The organism is Bradyrhizobium diversitatis (assembly GCF_016031635.1).
Classification (GTDB): Bacteria; Pseudomonadota; Alphaproteobacteria; order Rhizobiales; family Xanthobacteraceae; genus Bradyrhizobium; species Bradyrhizobium diversitatis.
Map to the genome: position 1 here is coordinate 101,763 of NZ_JACEGD010000002.1, position 20,058 is coordinate 121,820.

The following is a 20,058-nucleotide window of genomic DNA, read 5'->3' on the forward strand; positions in this document are numbered from 1 at the left end:
CTAGCCTCCGGCGCCATGAAGACGCTCCGCAATAGGTCGCGGCAGCGTATGCAATTCTTCCGTCCGCAACAGTCTCACAAACATCGCCTCGCCCATCAGCATTCGCAGTGCATTGACAACAAACAACAGGCGTCCCTGAGCGAGGCCGGCCTTCTTGACAAGCAGCTTTTGCCGATCTGCCTCTTTGCGGTAAGCCCGCACAAGTGCCCCCGACGTTACGCGCTTGGCCTGATGCCGCGGCCCTTTCGGAGCATTGCTTTTTCCGAGCAAATTGCGCTGTTCGATAATCTTGCGAATCGTCAATACCTGATTGCCGGGGATGGCATTGGCTTCGTAAGCCTCAGCAAGAGCCTTCTGAACGTCGCCCTCTTTTGCTTTCGCAATCTCCATAGCAATAGTATGCGGGATGATTCCCTTGTCCACTGCGGCCAGCAGCCGCTGCTCCCCATTGTCCAACAGAGTACAAATCGCGTAGACGTACTCCGGGGAGAAATCGATCTTGGCCGCGATTTGCGTCGTTGAATAGCCTCGCTTCTTGAGACTCCCGATCTCGGAGACCAGCTCCATCGGCGAATGGTGCCGTCGCGCGAGGTTCTCGACCAGACTCATGACAAAGCAGTCCTCTTCGGAGGCCTCGATAACAATTGCCGGAATGTCTTTCTGTCCAAGTGCGATAAAGGCCTCCAGGCGGCCCTGACCGCAGACGAGATCAAATCCGTGGCCATTGCGGCGACTGACGGTGATAGGCTTCTTGAGACCAAGATGCGCAATGCTCGTCACAAGCTCACCAAATATTCGCTTGTTGCGCGACCGAGGATTGATGACCTTGATGTCGGCAACAGGAACCTTGACGATTTTGGGCGCGATATTTTCAGTCATGCGGCAACCCCTAGCTCGTTACGTGCGCTGAGGCCGAAGAACGTATCGAGATCGTCGAAACGATACGCATCCAGATAGATGCCGTTTTCTTCAGCGAGCCTCAGCCGATCCGTTGACATGTCAATGCTGGGTAGAAGGTAATAATCGAGAATATCCTTGTTCTCTCCATCCATGCGTATGGCGATCGTAATATCGGGTCGCAGACTCGTGTCGAGCCTCAGCTTCCAACGCAGAAACCCGGCCTGCGTGTGCAGGCAGCGCGCGATGACAATCGAAGCCGTGAACTCGCCGTTGATCCTCAGGATGTCCGTCAACTCGTCGAATTCGACTGTACCGCCGCCTTCCCGTATCCCAGCCAGTGTCTTCTCGAGCACTTCAGGAAACATGGTGCGAAGCGCCCGGTTCGTCTCGATATACTGGTAATCGCGCCCGGGATCGTAGCCAACAAGTTGATAGGCCCGAACCAGACTTCCAAACCGCGTTCGATAGACGGAACTCGATGGCATCTCATCGCCTTCGTCGATCACAAGGCCCGAGAGATGTCCTTTCTGCTTCAAAAGGCTCGTCAACCGCTCCAGCATTTCTTCATCGGTCAGCCGCTTGCTTCGCTCGTCGATGATCCGTTTGGCGGCCAGAAAGAAGTCGCTGTCGATCACCGCATCGAACACGTGATCCGCCCGAACCCACATCTCCGGCGGGTTTATGACCCGCTTCTGCTTCAGCTTGAACGAGACCCGATTGTAGATGTTGTTCCCGACGTACTTCTCGTTCGTGAGGATCTGGTGGATCGTCCCTCGAGTCCAGGGGCGACCAAACTCATTTGGGATGCCCTCCACATTGAGCATCGCGGCAATCTCGACTTCTGTTTTGAGCTGCAGAACGAAGCACCGATAGATTCGTTGCACGACACCAACTTCGTGCAGCGGCCCGGGCTTCAGGATGACCCGGTCAGTCTGCAAGCTCTTGTATTCGCCGCGCGAAAGATCGGCCTTGGGAACGCGGTGTTCGTCGATCAGTTGGCGGCGCAACCCGTACCCCGGGGAACCACCTTGCCTGAAGCCGAGCCCAATGAGGCGGCACTGGCCGGCGAAAACCTTGGCCGAGAGCTCCCGGCTATACTCCCCTGCCATCGCCCGCTTCATGCTCTTGATGATGGTGGACGACAGGCTCCCGTCATTTTCAAACTGCTCAACGCAATATCGAACCTGGATGCCTGCCTCCTTGCAGGAATATTCGTAGTATGCGCTTTCGTCGGCGTCCGGAAATCGTCCCCAGCGGCTCACATCGTAGACCAGGATAACGGTGTAGTCCGCGTGACGATTCCGAACATCTTCAAGGAGTTGCTTAAGGGCATCGCGCCCTTCGATACGCAACCCGCTGCGTCCCGCGTCCTCGTAGGTTCGAACAATCGTGAGATTGTGGCGCGCCGCATAGGCCGCGATTGCGTCCTTCTGGTTCTCGGTCGAATATTTCTGATGGTCCGTGGACATGCGCACGTATTGCGCGGCCCGTGCCGGGCCTTTGGTTGGCTCTTCGGCGTTTGCTTGTCTCGCACGTCGCACGGAAGAACTACTCGGTCATTGATCAACCTAAATTCGGGTTGAGCCTCGGGGATAGTCAAGCGTACCCAAGGGAGAGCAGGAATGTCGCCTCCAAAAAAGGACCGAAAGATTCAGGCAATTCCCGTAAACTCTTATCCAATTCAAGTGAACGACATTGGAAGCGCCGCATTTGCGCAGACGATCGCAGAGGCTCTTCATAAGGAATTTGGCGGCACGCACGCCGCCGTTAAGACTGTCGTGGCACTCACGAAAGCCAATGAGCGCGCCGTCAAGAATTGGTTTTCAGCCAAGAATGGCCCAACGGGCCGTCATCTCGTAGATCTCGTTCGAACATCGGATGAGGTTCTTGAGGCCGTCTTGCGAATGTCGGGACGCAGCGATTTGATCGTTGCGAAGAAGCTTGAGGATTCCAAAAAGACTTTGTTGAAGATGCTTAGACTCATCGGCGAGCTTCAAAATTAGTCGCGTTTCAGCGCCAACCCTTAGCAGAGATAGCAGCTTCGACTTATCGAGAACTACCAAACGCTTAGTCGGCTTTTTCCGCGGCTGCGTGCACAATCACGATCGATGTATAGGGCTCATCCCATCGTGCGGTGCTACGACAGATCATCATGCATCTTTGCCGACCGCTCACCTCCAATGCCTTGGACGCCAACTCTTCCGCAATTTCCTTTCTGCGCGCGGCATGCTGCAGCGGATATTCGCTCGGCTAGTGGCCTACGAGTTTGAACAGTTGATCACTACTAGCCGGCTTTGCGCGGCGGTTCCACAACGGCTGATATACTGCTGGATACCGAATCGCTCGATCGGCTGCGCACCTTCAGGTTTTGGCACATGTCCGACTACTGGCATCTGACCCGTAAACATCTCGAAAAATCGGCCGCTCTTTTGGCATCTGGCGACGACGATGATCTCGTCTATGCTTGCCTGGAACTGCGCAAATCGCTCGAGGCATACGCTTACAGCTTACTTCAGAAATATCTTAGCGAAGTACCGCTGCGAGCGGTAGAGACCTGGCAACCCGACAAGGTGCTGAAGGAATTGCTTGCAATCGATCCCAATTCTGAAGCGAGCTACAAGCTTCGCGTGAAACGGAACGCCACCGAAACTGAGGAGGAGGGCGCCTGGAAGGTGCTCGGAGAGGACCGAAGGTTGCCGATCGGCTACTTGCGCAACAGCTACCATGCTCTGGGCAGCTTCCTGCATGTTCCTACAATTCGTCAGTCCACTCGCTCAGCTGATTTCGCGCCTGCGCGCGCAAGAGCTCTCGAAATTCACAATCGAATTTCAGCGATATTGGCTCCCGGCCGGATCATTGGAAATCTTGGAAATTTCTATCATTTCAATTGCTGCGAGTGTGAAACCCCCGTTGCTCGACGTCGAGAGTTCATTCTATCCGGCGGGACCGTGGAGTGTGGCAACTGCGGACAAACCTATGATGTTGAGAGCGAAGAAAGCGGCCAAATTCGTTTCATTCCCCGAAGCTTCTCTTGGGATTGTCCGCGCTGCGGGGCATTTCAGGACATCGTCCAGAGCCGGGCGAAAGAAGGTATCGATGTTACTTGTAAGGCTTGCTCACTGCCAACAACATTGCATTTCGAACAAGTTGGATGCATCCAATATGATGCTACTTTGCTTGACGAATCGGGCGAAGGCGAGCCCAAAACTAGGTAGCTCAAATCAGTACTTAGTGCGGACATACGTTCCGTAAGTGCCATAGCATTGGTAGCCCGCCCGGTTCTTATGCGGTCGTAGCGTACTGTCATGAGTCTTGCGTTCGAACAGCTTACCACACACCGTGCAACGGAAGACATAAGTCGGCCCTGAGCTTGAGGTGCGGCGACGCCGCGAAGTCCGGGTGGTCTGTATCCCCGTCGATCGAGATGTCTGTGGAATGGATTGAAATCCGGTCGGCGTCAGCTCAATCGGATAGCGCGGCGCAAACGTTCGTTGCGTCGGCGTTACGCCGAGAATGCTGTCCATCAGATAGCTGCGCGGTTGACCGTCATCGGCACGAACGGCCATGAGAAGGACGTCGCCAGCCTTAGAACGGCGCAGGGAATAAGCCTCGATCGGACGTGTCGACCGGTTGCCTTTTTGATCACGGTAGTCGATCTCGACCACCAACCGATTTGCACCCGCGAAACGAATGGTCTCGATAAAGGACTGGGCGTGGGAGCCGGCCGGGAAGCTGATAATGCGTTCCTGGATAAGTGGTGCGTTGGCGGCCATGGCCATCGCCGGAAGAACCGGAACCGCGACCTGGTCATGCAGCCACTGAAATATTTCGGGCAAGGCATCCCAGAATGACGTGATGGGAAGCAGCGCCGGAAGCTGATGGTTCAGCATGCCTATCCAGCCAGCTTCAACATCTTGCCGGTGCCCCTCGATGTCGGCAAGCTGCGGCAGTTGGATGCCCTTGAACGTGCATTTCTGGCGCAGCACCTCGACGAACTGCACGCGCTCGGGCCTCGCGTCGGCATTGCGATAAAGATTGACCACGTCATAGAGATCGCGCGGCCGGGTTCGTTCGGCCAGAGCCCTGAATTTTTCGGCGAAGGCTTCCACGTAGTCGTAGGCAAGTACCTCGATGCCCTCGTCAGGTGCATCGGAATACGGGTGAAATATCTCGACGGTCTCGGGGGGCAGGACGACCTGCTCGTCTGCGGTCAGATCGAGCTTGATGCGCGGCAAGGGCCGAGTTGGCGAAACCGGCCCCTTGTAGCTGATCTTGCCCTGGCAGGAGAGATTTCCGCGCGGATTGCGGTAGATATCAAACTCGATCTGATTGGCCGGAATTTCTATGCCGGTCTCTTCATAGACCCAGGTTGCGACCTCGGCGAAAACGCGCTTGAGAAACGCTTCGTCAAGATGGGCTTCGTCGCGAAGCGTGAAATCAAGGTCTTCGGAGAAGCGATAGGTCTCGAAAAAACATTTCTTGAGGCAGGTGCCGCCCTTGAATATCCATTTCTCGGCAAGCTCCTCGTGCGCGTAGATGCCGGCCAGCATCCAGCCCAGGACGTAGTCCTTTTCGATGACGTGCGGTGTGAGCGACGCCTGTGCGGCGAGATCAAGGAGTTCGCGCTTGTCGATCAACGTTTAGGCCTCCGGTGATCCAGGACGAGGGAACAAGCAGCCGCCATCTTGAGATGAGTCGCGTACATTCCAAAGCGGGATCAAGCTTGGCATTGCCGGCCGTGAGCCTTGCATGGCATTGCTCGACGAGCGCCGCCCCCCCATCCTGCCGTTCGGCCAGAAAGCCGAGGCGCTTGAAGACAGCACCATTTCCAAGCCGATCGGCGTACTCGATCAGCTTTGCATCGCCGCGATCGGGCCGCCGGAAATAGGCATTCAAGCAATCCGCAACCTGTTGGATGCCGCCGCCAATGGCTGGGTCATCGAGCATGTCGATAATGGTCCGGTGGACATCGGAGACCAGCACTTTGCTCTGATGGCGCCAGACTGGCTTGGTACCGAAGATTTTCTCGGATTTCAGGTGCTTGAGCGTAAAATCAAAGCCGTGCCGCTGTTGCTGTCTGACGCGGATGGCCTGGCCGGTGATCACGACAATATCCTTGAAAATCTGTTCCGTGAGATCCCAATGCTCGGCGGCCGTGCGGCCGCCGATATAGGCAGGCGAGAACAGCGCCGGCACAAGGACCCACGCATCATCGAGTACACGTTCCGCGCCGAGCGTAACGAGCGAAGCAGGTACATAAGCGCCCCTCCCGACCCGGCTCAGCCAACCTTGCTCCCGCCAGCGCGCAAGTCGCTTGGCTGCTTCTACTCGCGAGGCGCCAAGTACGTCTGCCACATCGGAGACTTGGATAACGTCGCCTGAAGCCGCGAGCACACGCTGGAGCTGCGCGCGACCTGGAGGGAGGGAAGATCTTTTCATACGTCTATTTTCACTGAAAACGCGAATTACAGCACGTATACTATACTCTCAGAGGCCGCAATTCAACATGTCATATGCTGCAATTCTCTAAAACTGCGAATTTTAACGTATGCACTATATTGACCACAGCCTTGATTCAATTAAGCTTTCCGCAATCCATCCATAGCCGCGTCTTCAGGTCCTGGGTGGAATAGCGACTCATGCATGTGGGAGGGCAAGCGCCACAATGTCCGCCGAAATCGCGCGGCATACCAGACAACGAGAATACCCTCCCGAAAATTCGGCGAGCTACGAACGTGCGAAGGCACTCTAGGACCCGATCAGGCTGACCATTTCGCACGGGAGAAATGCTTGCAAACACCCTGTGAGCGGAGGATGAAAGCTAAGCGTTCATATTTACATTTTCGGTCGTCATGGTTGAGTTGAATTATAACATTATCGAGCTTCCTGATTATCCCGCATTGCAGCAATTGGGACGCGCGCTATGGCGTAACGGCTCGGTTCGGGGCGCGTCGATTCTAATCGGCGCGGGGCTCAGCAAGAACGCTGAGCGACCCGGAAACGATACGTTAGAACCTCCCCTCTGGTGGGAGTTGATGGAGGAGATGGTCGAACGGCTCTATCCGCACGACAAGCAGAGGGCACCAAAAGACCCTCTACGCATTGCCCAAGAATTTAGAACTTATTTTGGTCAGGCCGGTCTCGACGACTTTCTGCGCACGCGCTTTCCGGACAAGTCCTGGTCTCCCGGGCCGTTGCACTCAGCTCTATTGGGATTGCCCTGGAGCGACGTACTTACGACCAATTGGGATACGCTGCTCGAACGCACCGAAAACACGGGCGATCATTCGTACGAAGTCGTACGAACGGAAGCCGATCTGACGCATGCCCGATCGCCGCGCATCGTGAAATTGCATGGAACGATCGGTGATCCCGGTCCGCTAATCTTCGCGCAAGAGGATTATCGGATGTATCCTGTGAAGCATGCGGCCTTTGTTAATCTCGCTCGTCAGGTCTTTATCGAGAACGAACTATGCATGGTCGGCTTCTCCGGCGACGATCCTAACTTCCTCCAATGGGCCGGGTGGGTTCGCGATCATCTCGGCGGCAGTGCGCGTCGAATTTATCTCGTCGGCAATCTGCGCTTGGAACGAGCGACGAGGACGTATTTGGAAGCTCATAACATTGCGCCGATTGATTTTGCCCCGCTCGTTGAGAATTTAACGCCGAGCCTTAAACATGCCGCAGCAACCCGGATTTTCATCGATGAACTTCGCAAGGCGAAACCGTCCTCGCGGCATGAATGGAAGCTAACCTCCTACGATCAGTTTCCTCTGCCTAAAGCAGGCATCGACGCGCACCAACGGGTTCACAAAGATAGCGGGTTTGCGGCAGACCTGTTGAAGAAAACGATCCCGCTCTTTAAGGCGGATCGCGAAAATTATCCGGGATGGCTGGTCTGCCCCGCCCGCATTCGGCAATCGATAGCTTACACCGGTGATGCACACTGGTTGGTGCGAAAGTCCGTACTCGATCTGTTGGAACCTAAGTTTCGCGCCGAGGCCTTATTCGAGATTCTATGGCGACGGACCGTTGCGTTTGTTCCCTTGGATATGAAGCTCGCTGATGCACTGACCGAACTTGTCGACAGCGCCCCAGCCGAGATTGACCCCGATCTGCGCTTGGAATTTGCATTGGCGCTTATGCGGGATGCGCGTGTTTCGCATGACGATGATGGCGTGACGCGATGGGCAGCCGTCATCGAAACTGGAGCTGCGCCGGACTCCGCCATTCGTCTTGCAGCTGATTACCAGCGCTGCCTTCACGCCCGGGACAAGATGGATCTGGTGTCGGTTGAGGCGGAGTTGGCTAAGATCAACTCGGAAGAAGCAATATGGAAATTGCGCCGCGCCGCTTTGCATAGCGAGATCGGAGAATATACGAAAGCGACGCGCTTGATCAAAGAGGCTGCTGCCGACCTCGAACAGCGCCATCGTCTCGATCGCAATTCGTTATCAGTCAAATCGCAATTGGCTTGGGCTAGCTGGATCAGCCGGGCGTGCGACATAGGAAACTCCATAGGTCGGGCCGCCCCGCCACCTGCCCGTGACTTCAAAGCATTCGATATCGACCCTCCAGGAGAGATCGAATATATCGAAAACAGTGGCAGCAGGATCGAAAAGGAACGCAACGAGGAAGCGGTAGCCGTCCGCCCCTCGTTCGACGAGGGGCATTATCGGGAGGGCAACAGCATAACTCACCTTGGCTCTGGTGACCCCGGTCTTATCTTGGCTTACGAGTTTGATCAGCTCATCGAAACTGTCGGCATTCCTATCCGTATCAATCATGTCAACGTTTGCGCGGATGCCTCAGTCGCCGCCGCCGAGGTAGCCTATCAGCCGACCGTGGAGTGGTACGTTTGGCTCCTCCGAGCTTTACATTCTCACTCCGACAAACAGTTTGAGCGGCGCTTCGGTCGAGTTGCCATAGCACAAATACCTGCCACCACCGCCTTAGCGCTTATCGCGACAGTCGAAGCTGCCATCACCTTCTGGACTCAGCGATTTACCGACGCGCGTGGCCCCGAACTACGGAGTGATTGGAGCTGTGCTCACGATGCCTTGCGTTTGACGCTGATGGCCCTATCGCGTTTGACGGTCCGAATGAGCCCCGAGCGGGCGGCTCAAACATTGAGCAAAACAATCGAGCTCGGGAAAGATCCCCTTATCAAACACCATTGGTTGATTGAGGCGATCGGGGAACTGGCAAAATATGCGGTAAAAGCCGTCCCGATCGCGCAGCGGGGCTCGCTCGGACTGACGGTCCTTGAATTTCCGCTGCCTTCGGAGAAAGGAGTGAGCGGCCCCCACCCTCGTTGGCCGCAGATTGTCTTCGAGATTTGGAATGTGTCGCCAACACGCAACTCCACCGACACCGGCTGGGACCATCGCGTGAGCCAATTGATGGCTGCTGCGCAAAAGGGCAGCCCTGATAGGCAGCTTGCTATACCGCAACTCGCCTATCTCGCTATCAATGGCGCACTCAAGCCTAATGAGACAGAAGCGCTCGGAAAGGTACTCTGGTCGGACCTTGATGCAGAAGACGGCGGGCTTCCGACAAATACGGGCCTCAACGCTGGCGTTCTTATGCGACTACCAGCGATGGAGGGCATTGATAAGCAGGCGAGGCTGTCAGCGCGGCTGCTGGGCGCAGATTTGCGCGAGGTTATGGGGTTATCGACGCCAACAGGCTCGATAGAAATAAGCCAGAAAAACAACCATCTGGTCTCAATTACTAGCGCGGCGCGGTTCGGACTGATCGTGCCAGCCGACCGAGCGGCGGAGATGTTTGACGAGATCACCGCTTGGGAGCTCCAAGAGAGAAAGGACCGCCAGGACCCTTTCTCCCTCTCATTCACCAAGGGCTTCAACGATTCTATTCGACTCGCTGCTGGCTATGTGCTGGCGGTCGCTGTCGTACCTGCCATGCACACCGACCAACGCACGGTCGAACGGGCACGAGCCCTTATTGCGTTCATTACGCGTGCGCGCTCTTGGAGTAGCATGCAAGCTTTGCCGAGCTTTCTTGCGTCCGCGCCAGAAGTGACAGCAGATATCATTTCGATCGTCCGCGCGGGATTGCTGGGTTCCGATTTCCACCAGGTTGGTAGTGCCGCACATGCCATCGTCGGCTGGGCTCGACTGGTTCGTAGTGGAACGCTCTCGGAGCTACCGCATGCTCTCATCGAGCGTCTCATAACCACAATCGAAATACGTCATACGATGGGCCTTGCAAGTATGATTGAGGCTGCAGTGAAGCTGTTGCAGCTCGATTTCTTTGGAGAAGAGGAGATCAAGCGCCTGGCAGTGGTTGTCTCCGAGATTCGCGGAGTGCGCTACGAGGATATCAAACCAAATACTATGGAAGCTGTCTCCGGATCACTCGTGCGCGCAGAGTGTGTCAAGCTAGCCGTCGCGCTAAAAGGGCATACCGCGGACGATGGCTCGCTCCAGGCGTGGGTAGATGAGGCGAAGAGCGATGCATTGCCTGAAGTCCGTTTTAGCCTGACGGAGCCTCTGCAGGACGATTCGGAAACGGTGTGAGCTTTTGCTGCTCTTGCCGACCGGCGCGCAAGAGTAAGACGATCGTAAGGCGCGAACCGGCGCATAGACGGGGTTTGCACATGGGCATCGCAATATGGACCTTGAGACCTACTCACGATCGAAGTTCACCGACTACGCGGCCCTCGCGGAGATCGTCTCGGTCATTCTAAGAGCAGCGATTTCAGCCTACCCCACATCGCTTCGATTCCAGCAAGTCCAGCATCGGTCGAAAGATCCGGCTTCGCTCAAGCGGAAACTGGAAGACCGAGGCCTCCTCACCACCACGAGTCTCGAAACCGACATTAAGGACTTGGCTGGCTGCCGCCTCATCTTCTACACGAACTCCGATGTATCGCGCTTCCAGCAGAGCAGCATCATTCAGGACAATTTCGACGTCGACTGGGATCGAACGAAGATTCATCATCCGGTTCCGGGACAAACCGAACGCGACAATCTGTTCGTTTCGAACAACTACGTCCTAAAGCTTAAGGCTGTTCGCGCAGCTCTGCCGGAGTATGCGCGTTTTGAGGGGCTCTGGTGCGAGGTTCAGGTGCAAACAACCCTGAATCACGCCTGGTCTGAAATGGCGCACGACATCATTTACAAGAAGCCTGCTCTAGCAGGGTTCGGCGCGAAGCTCTTTGGCGCCATCGATCAACGGCTTCAAAAGATAATGAAGACTCACTTGTTGCCGGCTGGTTACGAATTCCAAATGGTTCTCGACGATTACGACCTCCTTCGGAACGGCAAGGAACTACTTGATCGCGGCGCTCTCAAGGCACTCCCAGAATGCAGCGACAACAACGCTCGATATGATCTGCTGGAACGATTTCGCGATTACGTACTGCCGATCCTTTGCGCTCCATATCTACATGACCATCCGCTTGATCGAGGAATTGAGCCTCGATCTCGACGAGCGGCACCCCGAACATGCCTTCACCGACAGCGAGCGGGCGGTCCTCAATCATGCTGTGAAGCTCATGATTGCGGAGGGACTCGTGGAATTTGAAGATCCCGAGCCGTTGAACACGCAAGGCTGACCCCCGATGTATGCGCGTCCTCTGTCCGAGATTTTGCACCGCGCGCTGACGGAGCCGGGAGTATTCGACGACACCCTCAAGCGGTTCGAGTCATTGCGGGGCTATGGTCTGCTGCCACGCGGACGAGAATCTGCAGGTGTTCGCCTTTCGGACGAACAGATCGCCAGCGCGGTGCTGGGCTTCGTACCAATATTGCCCGGATGGGCTGGGCACGTATCGCTTGTCCTTGGAAGCCTGTGCGCGGTCGGCGGACCGGCCGCCTCGTTCAGAGGCACCGCGACCTTGTTGGACTCCATAGCGTCCGTGATCGCAGAAGATGAGGCGTGCAGGTCGATCCTCAGCTTTTCGTTCTCGATTGCTCGGACCCGGAACGATGATGACTATCATGCGAGAGCGCTCTTCCAAAAGGGTGAGCAGCGAAGGACGGTCTCATACGTCTCCAAGATGGCGACCTCTCTGCTCAGCAAAGGCGCGGAAGCCATCTATGATCACGATCGGATGGATGCTCCGTCCGCTCGGCAACTCGTTCTGGGGCGCGACTTCTTCACCCAACTTCGCCGGGCCGTCTCACTTTCGCGGCAACTCGATCTGCCGCTAAAAGCGGACTGGCGAGAATATCAGACGGAAGAGGAGCGAGACGCCTTCCACAGGAGCCTCGGCGCACGCCGAAATTCGCGTTTTCTGAATCTGGGTGTCGATACGCAGGCGGTTTGGCCGAAGGAGCCGACCCGTGTGAAATTTGCCGGCCGTCATTTCGTACTTTTCCCGAAAACGAAGGAGTTTTCGCATTCGATCAGCATCGACCTAGTCAACGAGCGTATTTCCGCCGAGGACGCCCGAACACTTCTCAATCGTTTCCTGAGCTTGCTAAGTTGGTGCGACGATAGCTACGCGGTGCTGGACGACGGCTGGTCCGGCAATCCGATACCGGTTCCCGTGCAGCGATCTCACGGTGCGTTCTCCACCACGCCACATTGGGTGTTCTCCCGATCCATCCCCGACGATCCGGAATTGCTTCAGCGGCTGGCGTACTACAGAGAGGGACTAAATGCCCGTCAGGCGGGCTTGGTCACCTTCGAGGTGTTGAGCTTCTTCAAGGTTTTCGAAAGACGATCAAGGACAAAGCCAGGAGAGCAGAATGCGACCAAGCTCTGGATCAAGAACGTCTTCGCGGAGGTTTCTGCGTCACTCCGGCCGGAGATACTTTCGCGCTTTGATGCCGACCGCAATGGTAAGGACGTTGAGAAATATGTCTTCGACAATTGCCGGGTGGCGGCGGCACACGCCTCGGAGTCCTTTCCGTCCGATGCCGACGCGTCGCCCGAACTGCGGCGTCTCTATTCGGCCGCCGAGGTAACCTTCGCCCTCGCCCGACACTTCATTCAAACGGAATACAAGTTGTCCAAACTCTCCTACTCGGACGAGCTTGCAGACGATCGCGACGATTCTCTGCCGGAGACGCCGAAAGCAAATATTGGAGATGCTCGCCAAGAATAGCACCGACTCATGATATCGTCTCGGTGGCAGGGGACCACCTCATCGACCGGTTGTGCAGCACATGCCCGATATTCCGACGTTGCCGCTTCCATCCATCCTACCCCATCCTGACGCGATCAGATCATGGAAGCAAACGGCGACTGACTATGAATCCGACTGCTGGGAATTCCAGTACGAAATTCATCGCTACCTGGGGCGGGTCGATGATGAGGCCCTTCGCGCGCGATACGACAATATCGTCCGCAACATGCATGCGATCATCAGCGAGGACAGGAACGTCATTCCAATCCATAGCTTTTTGAGTTCGTGGTACTGGTACCGTAAAGAACATCAAACACGGTATGAGTTTGCGCTTCGCAAGCTGCAGCTCCACCGGCCGCTCCCCCTGATCGCGAAGCGCGACTTGACCGCGGCGCCGGCCCGGCCACGGAGCCCAAACGCCGGGGATGTCTTGTTTCGCTACGGTGAGCGGAAATGGCTACAGGGTCTTATGGATTTCGGGCGCCTGCGCATGAGGTCTGCGGAGCAATATGCCCTGATGGAGAAAGATCCCGCGCGGCACGATGACGAACGCGTCAAGCATTCCTATTCGCCTGGGCAGTACGTAACCCTGACGATGCCCGATGGGCAGGTGGTGCGTCCAGTCAGCGACCTCAAATACAGCACATCGGGGACCGACTATTTCCTTTATTGCGTCGCGATGGATTGGGATCCGTATCTCTTCGATGAGTTCTCCGGTACCGATTGCTGCGTCGTTATCAAAGATCCGGACGAATTCGCCCGCCGCATGGAGCAAGCCGCTGCCAGTCAGCTCCCCGGTTGGTACTTCCATCACTGTCCTATCGACTATTTTGACACGCATGAGCGCCGACCACGTGAGCGCATCGACAACGCCATGTCGAAGGAGTTTCGTTTTGCCTATCAGAGGGAGTACCGGTTTCTCTTTGCGGGCTTTGGCCGGAGCGCGGCAGGACACATCGACCTGGAGCTTGGTCCCTTGCACGACATCGCCGAGCTGCACGACCGGCCAGCCGTTTGAACTCTCCCCTCGAGCAACGACTGATCTTCTGCCGCGTTGGAGGAACGGGTGACGGAGGTCCGGCAAGGAAGCAGTAATATTCGGTAAGATGAAAGTAGTTAGTCTATTGCGATGCCGCTATTTACCCGACGACGCCTCCAATTGATGTTGGATGAGCTATACCCCGTACTGGGTGACGCTAAGGCCCGCGACTTGCTCAATCGTCTCGAAGACAAGCGCGTCGAACAGGCACTGCCCGCAGAAATGGAGTTGGGTCTTCTTTGGGCAATCGGCCAAATTGGAGAACTCGAAATCGAGCCCGAATGGTGGGGAGGTGGCAACCGTCCCGACGCCTACACTGAACAACTCGTGCCCGGAAAACCCTGCGCCATCGAAATTGCCGCGACGAGCGATAACGCCATTTCAGGCGAAGAGGCGATGGACAATGTTGCGATTGCCATCGGTCAGTTTGCGGATCGCTTTTGCAAGGGCATCAGCACATTTCTCTATTATCGGTTCAGAGAGGAACACGGCTACGAAAATGGGCGGTACTTTCGTCGGCGGCTGGCGCCTCTCGATTATGAGCTTTCTGAGAATGCAGCGAAATTGATCGAGGATTGGATCTTAAGCGGCGCCGCCAGTGGTACCAAGCTGCATATTGTCGAACCCGGGCTCGCCGTTGAGATCGAACGCTCTGCGCATAAGCAGATTCGCTATCATAACGTTTGGTCGAGCATGCCTCCGGAAACGCACTCGATAGACGATAACCCTCTCTACAAGCTGCTGAAGCGAAAGGCTGCGCAATTGAAGGGGGGCCATCGCGATACGCTCAGATTTATCTTTCTGACCGACGTTGGCTCCGCGCTATTGAACCGCCTGGGCCGCTTCGGCGAGATCGATCACACCCGTCGACGTGTTTCGGGAAGTGAGATTCTTTCCCAGTTTATGCAGGCGCACAAGGATCGGGTCGACGCGATTGTGGTGTTCGCACCGCAGCGCCCGCAGCAGTCTTGGACACTCAATCGAGAAATAAAGTGGTCTGCAACATTTTTCGGGCGGGCCGGATTCGACAGCCCGCCGGAGGGCCTCGATCGGATCGTTGGAGCACTTCCGCGTCCACGGTTCGAAGGTTATCAGGCACGGTCCCTGTTTCGACAGGGCGCTTTCTCACCAAAACGCAGCGGTTGGTATTTAGGCATGTCGATTGAGGGGACGATGAAGGATTTTGAGGCAAAAGTACCAGCCCGCGCCTTTCTCGATTTCCTGGCGGGCCGCATCTCTGTTGACCAATTTCGCCATTTCATGGGCCAACGAAAGGGCGATCCGAACTTGTTTGAGAACTGGCTGAACCAAGGCTTTACACTGTCTAGGATTGAAATGGCGCCACGCAACGTCGACGAGGATGACGATCATCTTGTCTTGCACTTCAGCGACGACCCCGCGGCGCGCGCGCTGAAACTCAACCCGCCGGTCGTCGATGGCTAGGCCGTGGTGACGATTTAAGGATTTGGGATTCCCCTCGGAGAGCAAATCAGATTCAACGCTGATTTTGGAGATCGGCGATGGACTGCGATGCGCTTCGTGACGACCAGTGGGAACGGATCAAGAGCTTCGTGCCGGGCGGCCGGAAAGGCAAGCGCGGCCCGCGCACGGATAACCGGAAGTTCCTCGACGCGTTGCTGTGGATGGCGCGATCCGGCGGCCGCTGGCGCGATCTACCGGAACGGCTTGGCGACTACCGCTCGGTGAAGCGACGCTATTATCGCTGGATCGAGATGGGCGTGCTGGACGACATGTTGGAAACGCTCGCCCGCGAGGCCGATCTGGAATGGCTGATGATCGACAGCACGATTGTGCGGGCGCATCAGCATGCTGCCGGTGCGCGCAGGGTCAAAGGGGGGCGGATGCCCAAGGCCTGGGCCGCTCTCGCGGGGGCTTGAGCACCAAAATCCACGCCGCCACCGAGGCGCTCGGCCTTCCGATCCGCCTGATCGCTTCGCCCGGACAGCGCAAAGACATCGCCTTTGCCCACGACCTGATTGACGGCATCGAAGCCGAAGCGACAATCGCCGACAAGGGATACGACGCCGACCATCTCGCCAGCAGGATCGTCGATGGCGGTTCCGAAGTCGTCATTCCGCCAAAGCGAAACCGGAAGCATCCGCGGCTCTACGACATCGATCTCTATAAAGAACGAAACCGCATCGAGCGCTTCTTCAACAGACTAAAGCAGTTCAGGCGCGTCGCCACACGATACGCAAGCTGCTTGCCAACTTCATGGGCTTCGTCAAGCTCGCAGCTATCGCTATTTGGATAAGTTAAATTGTCACTACAGCCTAGCCCTTCTTGGATCGCCGGCTTGGTTTTTCCAACCGCCGCGCCTTCGGATCTTCGCTCTCCCGGGACGGCAACGGTGCGCCGTAGGGCAGGCTGAAGCGGAATTCGACCCTGTTGGGGTCGATCGAGCTGATGCCGTGGATGCTGAGCGTCGCCGATTTGTTGGGAAGGTCGCCGCCCGAAAGCTTGTGACCCACGACCACGATGACGACCTGAGACCCGAGCGAAATCGCGTAGCGCCGGCCCTGCATGCCGGCGGGCGCCGCGACGCGTGTGGGATCCTTTGTCGGTCCGTGGAATTTGTTCTCGATCAGGACGGCATCTTCGGCCCACAGATCGAGGTTGCCGCCGCCCACTCTGGAGCCCTCGTCCACCTCTAGTCCTCGAGCGCGCAGACTGTCTCGCAACAATATCTGCAACGCGGCCTCGTCTTCGAGCTCTGTCGTAACGTGGCCGGCGAACCAAACGTCCACGAACGCGTACATCGCCTGCAGGACTTTCGTGAGCTTCGCCTTGTCTTCCGCGGTCAGACCGCCGCGCAGATGCTTGCCGATGCCCGCCGCCAGACTGTATGGGATGTCGGCGTCCTCCTTGATCCAGTCTTCGGGGACCGCGAGGTCTTCCGCCGCGACGGCGAGCAGGCTTTGACGTCGCGTCACGAGGCGCTCGGCGGCGGCCTCGTCGAGAAGGCCGCCCTTGCGCAGCGCCTCGATCCAACCCGGCGGGATCTCAGACGGGGCCTTGATATAGCCGTCGGCGTCGTTGCCCATGATCACCCCGAAGCGCTTTAGGAAGACGATCTTCGAGGCGAGACCGGCGATCTCGACGACGCTGCGCGGACAAAACACGTAGCCGGTGCGCTTCTGCAGTTCGTACGCATCGGACCATTTCTGCGGATTGAACGAGAACTCGGGGATCTTGATGGCGCCGTTAGGGTAGCGCGCCAACGTGCTGATTCGCTGCGTGTTGTTCTTCGGCAGGTCGACGATGATCTGCTCCGGCCCCATGCGTGCGAGTTCGTCGATCACCCAGCGCATCCTGTCGGCTTCGACGTTCTGCCCGAGGATTGTCTTCGCGCATTCCGTGGCGACGTCGAAGATCAGTCGACCGAGATCGTAGCGCTGAGGGAGCGTTTCCAGTTCGCTCTCGATCTTCCGCCAGAGCGTGCGCCTGTTTTGCTCGAGCGTGTCCTTCGAAAGGCCCGGCGTATCCGCGATGAACCTGGCCCTGAAGGCGAATGCGCGGTGGAAGAGACTGCGCTCGAGCACGCCCTTGGCCAACTCGGTCGCCTTTCCAGGGGCGATCGCGAAGCCGCTGTGCGTAATCTCTCCGGCCAATATGCGCAGCATCGTATCGTCGCCGACGCCGAGAAATATCTCCTTCAGGGCGAAGCGTCGCCCGCGGTCGCGTTCGGCGACCAGGAGCAGCCGCTGCGCCATGGCTTCGGCCGACCTGACCTTGTGATGGTGGTACAGACGATCGTACAGGAACGTTCGGCCGATGAGCATCTGCTCGAACGATCCGAAACCCGAAGCGGCGATGCCAAGCTGAAGGAACATCTGATCTTTCGACGCGCTCGCGCGTTCGTGCAGCTCCTTCAGAGACGATCGATCGACGTTGGCCGGCGTGACCCGAAGCACTTCCAGACGCGAGAGAAGACGGTCGGTATCGAATCCGATATCGAGACCCGCGTGATGGGCGTCACGCGGAAGGTAGTCTAGCTTGTCCGCATCGATCTGGCTGCTGATGAGACTCGACAGATACGTGGCTCCCGGCCCTTCGACCGCTCCGATGATCGCCGACACGATGAATTCCTGAAGCTCGTCGCCCGAACGCCCCTTGGACATCATCAGCTTGTCGTGGGCCAACACCCGTGTCATCGCCTCGGAAAGGACGATCATCACCGCGACGACCTCGGATGCGGACGGCGGCGCGTTGAGCGTATAGATTCCCTTCAACGCTTTCTGCAGCTTGCCTATCTCGATCCGCCAGCCCGCCTCGACCGAGTCGCGCCCGAGAAGAGTCGTCATTTCCATCACCGGCTCTATGGCGTGGCTGAACGGACCGTGACCCGTATCGTGCAGAAGAGCGGCGAGACGCAGGGCATAGCGATCGGCTTCTTCGATCGCAGGTAGGGGAGTCGTCGCGTGATCTCGATTCCACCGGTCGATCTGACGCGAGAGCGACTGAACGCACTGCTCGACCGCGCCGACGACTCCGAGGATATGCTCCAGTCGATCGTGACCGGCCCCCGGAAACACAAGTTGCGCTAGACCGAGTTGCCGCACGCCCCGCATGCGCTGGAGCAGCGCCGTGTCGAGCAGCGCCACTTCCCATGGAGCGAGTTCGATCGTGCCCCAGATGGGATCGTTGATTTGTTTAGGTCGGAATTCCCAGTGATTGGCGCCGCTGAGCCGTTCGAGCAGGCTCTTTAGCCAAGCGGCCGCGAGTTCGTCGACCTCGGCCGCGAGCTCTGGCGCCAGTCCCCGAAGTTCGGTTCGGACCTGGCGCTGCATGGGCCCTACCTAGGCGGCGGCCGGCCGATCCGGGTCGATTGCGAACTGAGTCTCGATCTCGGTCGCGGCGTCGACCAGGCGGGAGCCGATGGCTTTGGCTTGAGCCGTGGAGAGGCCGCACGACAGAGCAATCTGGCGCGCCTCGCTTACTCCAAGCGTCACGTCGGTCGACAAATAGGTCGGATTCGGCTCGCTGGTGATTAGCGCTTCCTGGGCGGCAAGCAGGATGTCCGGGAGTTCATAGCACCGGAGGCCTACGGCCGTGTTGCCGAAGCTCAAATTCGAAGAAAGGCCACTCGGGAGATCGTTCAGGCACGCGTTGAGCGCGCGATCCAGGATCCCGTGCGACGTCGGCATCCGCTTACCGTCGGAACCTAATCGCCAAAGCGCTGCAATAAGGGCCGCTAAGTCGAAACGGCTGGCCATGGTATCTTCCCGGTGAACGTCAATACGTTATCGATTCGATACTTAAATGGGGTTAACCCCATTTGTAAATGTGGGCGACCACACTTCTGAGAGCTCTCCATGCGTTTTTTTACGTCTCAAGTGCTTTCGGGCGTGAACATCTCAACAGAAACGCTGCGGCATTGGAAGCGCACGCTTCCGCCAATCCGGGCGAGAGACGGGCGTTCCGAAGGTTATACTTTCCGCGAACTTGCGGCGATGGCGGTCATCGCGCGCGCGGTCCATGACCTTTCGGTCCCGATTTCTCGGTTCACCACCTTCGCCCGTGAGCTCTTCGACGGTATTGATCCGCTCCGGATGACTGACGACTACGTCCTCTGCATTACCCAGACCGAAATGAGGCTGACGAATATCACGGATATGCCCGACAGTACGTCGCTTGCCATGGTCCGTATCGCTCCCGTCATCGCGGAATTGCGCGCAGCGCTCGCCATCGATCCCGGCGAGGGGAACCTCCAACAGCTCGTCCTCCCGCTCGGGCCAAAGATCATTCCGTTCAAACGTTGATGTTCACTATATGTTCCAATACTGCTAAACTGTCAACGAGCCGAATGACGATAAATACTCGTATTGCTATGAGACACGGTGACCAGATCGCGCTTGGCACGCTTTCCTCGTCGGGCTGTGTTCTGCCTGTTAGACAAACAGGGTGAGTATCCTCGGGTTTGGGGCGCGGCGCTGAAATGTCATGAATCACAAGGCCGATGAATTTCCCCAAACGCTGACCTAAGGATTTTAATTTA

The 20,058-nt window shown here is 57.2% G+C and carries 14 protein-coding genes and 1 pseudogene; 9 read left to right on the top strand and 6 right to left on the bottom strand.

The annotated features are described in order from the left end of the window. Window positions 1-879 carry a plasmid partitioning protein RepB C-terminal domain-containing protein gene (locus tag H1B27_RS01970; RefSeq protein WP_197964806.1) on the bottom strand — a complete coding sequence of 293 codons (879 nt, stop codon included), beginning with the start codon at window positions 877-879 and terminating at the stop codon, window positions 1-3. Next, window positions 876-2,441, bottom strand: coding sequence for a recombinase family protein (locus tag H1B27_RS01975; protein WP_311976922.1), 1,566 nt, complete (start codon window positions 2,439-2,441; stop codon window positions 876-878). The genes H1B27_RS01970 and H1B27_RS01975 overlap by 4 nt, the downstream gene beginning before the upstream one ends. Before the next feature lie 81 nt (window positions 2,442-2,522). Between H1B27_RS01975 and H1B27_RS01980 the strand changes: the two genes are divergently transcribed. Beyond that, a complete protein-coding gene (locus H1B27_RS01980) occupies window positions 2,523-2,903 on the top strand; it encodes a hypothetical protein (RefSeq protein ID WP_197964808.1) in 381 nt (126 codons plus the stop codon). A gap of 372 nt (window positions 2,904-3,275) precedes the next feature. Beyond that, the gene (locus H1B27_RS01985) at window positions 3,276-4,115 is read left to right on the top strand and encodes a hypothetical protein (protein WP_197964809.1); all 840 of its coding nucleotides are present in this window, start codon (window positions 3,276-3,278) and stop codon (window positions 4,113-4,115) included. Window positions 4,116-4,121: 6 nt separating this feature from the next. On the opposite strand, the gene H1B27_RS01990 is transcribed toward H1B27_RS01985, so the two are convergent. Then, on the bottom strand, window positions 4,122-5,537 hold the full coding sequence (locus H1B27_RS01990; protein WP_197964810.1) for a nucleotidyl transferase AbiEii/AbiGii toxin family protein: 1,416 nt from the start codon (window positions 5,535-5,537) through the stop codon (window positions 4,122-4,124). After that, window positions 5,512-6,339, bottom strand: coding sequence for a type IV toxin-antitoxin system AbiEi family antitoxin domain-containing protein (locus H1B27_RS01995; protein ID WP_197964811.1), 828 nt, complete (start codon window positions 6,337-6,339; stop codon window positions 5,512-5,514). The genes H1B27_RS01990 and H1B27_RS01995 overlap by 26 nt, the downstream gene beginning before the upstream one ends. Window positions 6,340-6,752: 413 nt before the next feature. On the opposite strand from H1B27_RS01995, the gene H1B27_RS02000 reads away from it, so the two are divergent. The 6 genes and pseudogenes from H1B27_RS02000 (at window position 6,753) to H1B27_RS02025 (ending at window position 16,319) form a co-directional block, all read left to right on the top strand. After that, window positions 6,753-10,442: an SIR2 family NAD-dependent protein deacylase gene (locus tag H1B27_RS02000; RefSeq protein ID WP_197964812.1), complete on the top strand. Its 3,690-nt coding sequence runs from the start codon at window positions 6,753-6,755 to the stop codon at window positions 10,440-10,442. Window positions 10,443-10,536: 94 nt separating this feature from the next. Next, window positions 10,537-11,451 (top strand): RelA/SpoT domain-containing protein, encoded by a 915-nt coding sequence (locus H1B27_RS02005; protein WP_197964813.1) that lies wholly within the window; start codon window positions 10,537-10,539, stop codon window positions 11,449-11,451. 37 nt (window positions 11,452-11,488) lie between these two features. Beyond that, complete coding sequence (gene mauJ, locus H1B27_RS02010) at window positions 11,489-12,979, top strand: methylamine utilization protein MauJ (RefSeq protein ID WP_197964814.1); 1,491 nt, start codon at window positions 11,489-11,491, stop codon at window positions 12,977-12,979. A 61-nt stretch (window positions 12,980-13,040) separates the two neighbouring features. Further along, window positions 13,041-14,018 (top strand): hypothetical protein, encoded by a 978-nt coding sequence (locus tag H1B27_RS02015; protein ID WP_197964815.1) that lies wholly within the window; start codon window positions 13,041-13,043, stop codon window positions 14,016-14,018. Between the two features lie 192 nt (window positions 14,019-14,210). Continuing rightward, complete coding sequence (locus H1B27_RS02020) at window positions 14,211-15,482, top strand: hypothetical protein (RefSeq protein WP_197964816.1); 1,272 nt, start codon at window positions 14,211-14,213, stop codon at window positions 15,480-15,482. A gap of 77 nt (window positions 15,483-15,559) precedes the next feature. Further along, window positions 15,560-16,319: pseudogene (locus tag H1B27_RS02025) on the top strand (IS5 family transposase). A gap of 14 nt (window positions 16,320-16,333) precedes the next feature. Here H1B27_RS02025 and H1B27_RS02030 read toward each other — a convergent pair. Continuing rightward, window positions 16,334-18,664 carry an HD domain-containing protein gene (locus H1B27_RS02030; protein WP_197964817.1) on the bottom strand — a complete coding sequence of 777 codons (2,331 nt, stop codon included), beginning with the start codon at window positions 18,662-18,664 and terminating at the stop codon, window positions 16,334-16,336. A gap of 195 nt (window positions 18,665-18,859) precedes the next feature. Further along, complete coding sequence (locus H1B27_RS02035; protein ID WP_197964818.1) at window positions 18,860-19,276, bottom strand: hypothetical protein; 417 nt, start codon at window positions 19,274-19,276, stop codon at window positions 18,860-18,862. 99 nt (window positions 19,277-19,375) lie between these two features. Here H1B27_RS02035 and H1B27_RS02040 point away from each other — a divergent pair, with 99 nt between their 5' ends. After that, complete coding sequence (locus tag H1B27_RS02040; protein WP_197964819.1) at window positions 19,376-19,822, top strand: hypothetical protein; 447 nt, start codon at window positions 19,376-19,378, stop codon at window positions 19,820-19,822. The last annotated feature ends 236 nt before the right edge of the window (window positions 19,823-20,058 follow it).

Bases quoted from the DNA above. Each gene is read 5' to 3' on its own strand.
- H1B27_RS01980 (WP_197964808.1), top strand. From the start codon at position 2,523: ATGTCGCCTCCAAAAAAGGACCGAAAGATTCAGGCAATTCCCGTAAAC.
- H1B27_RS01985 (WP_197964809.1), top strand. From the start codon at position 3,276: ATGTCCGACTACTGGCATCTGACCCGTAAACATCTCGAAAAATCGGCC.
- H1B27_RS02035 (WP_197964818.1), bottom strand. From the start codon at position 19,276: ATGGCCAGCCGTTTCGACTTAGCGGCCCTTATTGCAGCGCTTTGGCGA.
- H1B27_RS02000 (WP_197964812.1), top strand. From the start codon at position 6,753: ATGGTTGAGTTGAATTATAACATTATCGAGCTTCCTGATTATCCCGCA.
- H1B27_RS02005 (WP_197964813.1), top strand. From the start codon at position 10,537: ATGGACCTTGAGACCTACTCACGATCGAAGTTCACCGACTACGCGGCC.
- H1B27_RS02015 (WP_197964815.1), top strand. From the start codon at position 13,041: ATGCCCGATATTCCGACGTTGCCGCTTCCATCCATCCTACCCCATCCT.
- H1B27_RS01995 (WP_197964811.1), bottom strand. From the start codon at position 6,339: ATGAAAAGATCTTCCCTCCCTCCAGGTCGCGCGCAGCTCCAGCGTGTG.
- mauJ (WP_197964814.1), top strand. From the start codon at position 11,489: ATGTATGCGCGTCCTCTGTCCGAGATTTTGCACCGCGCGCTGACGGAG.
- H1B27_RS01970 (WP_197964806.1), bottom strand. From the start codon at position 879: ATGACTGAAAATATCGCGCCCAAAATCGTCAAGGTTCCTGTTGCCGAC.
- H1B27_RS02040 (WP_197964819.1), top strand. From the start codon at position 19,376: ATGCGTTTTTTTACGTCTCAAGTGCTTTCGGGCGTGAACATCTCAACA.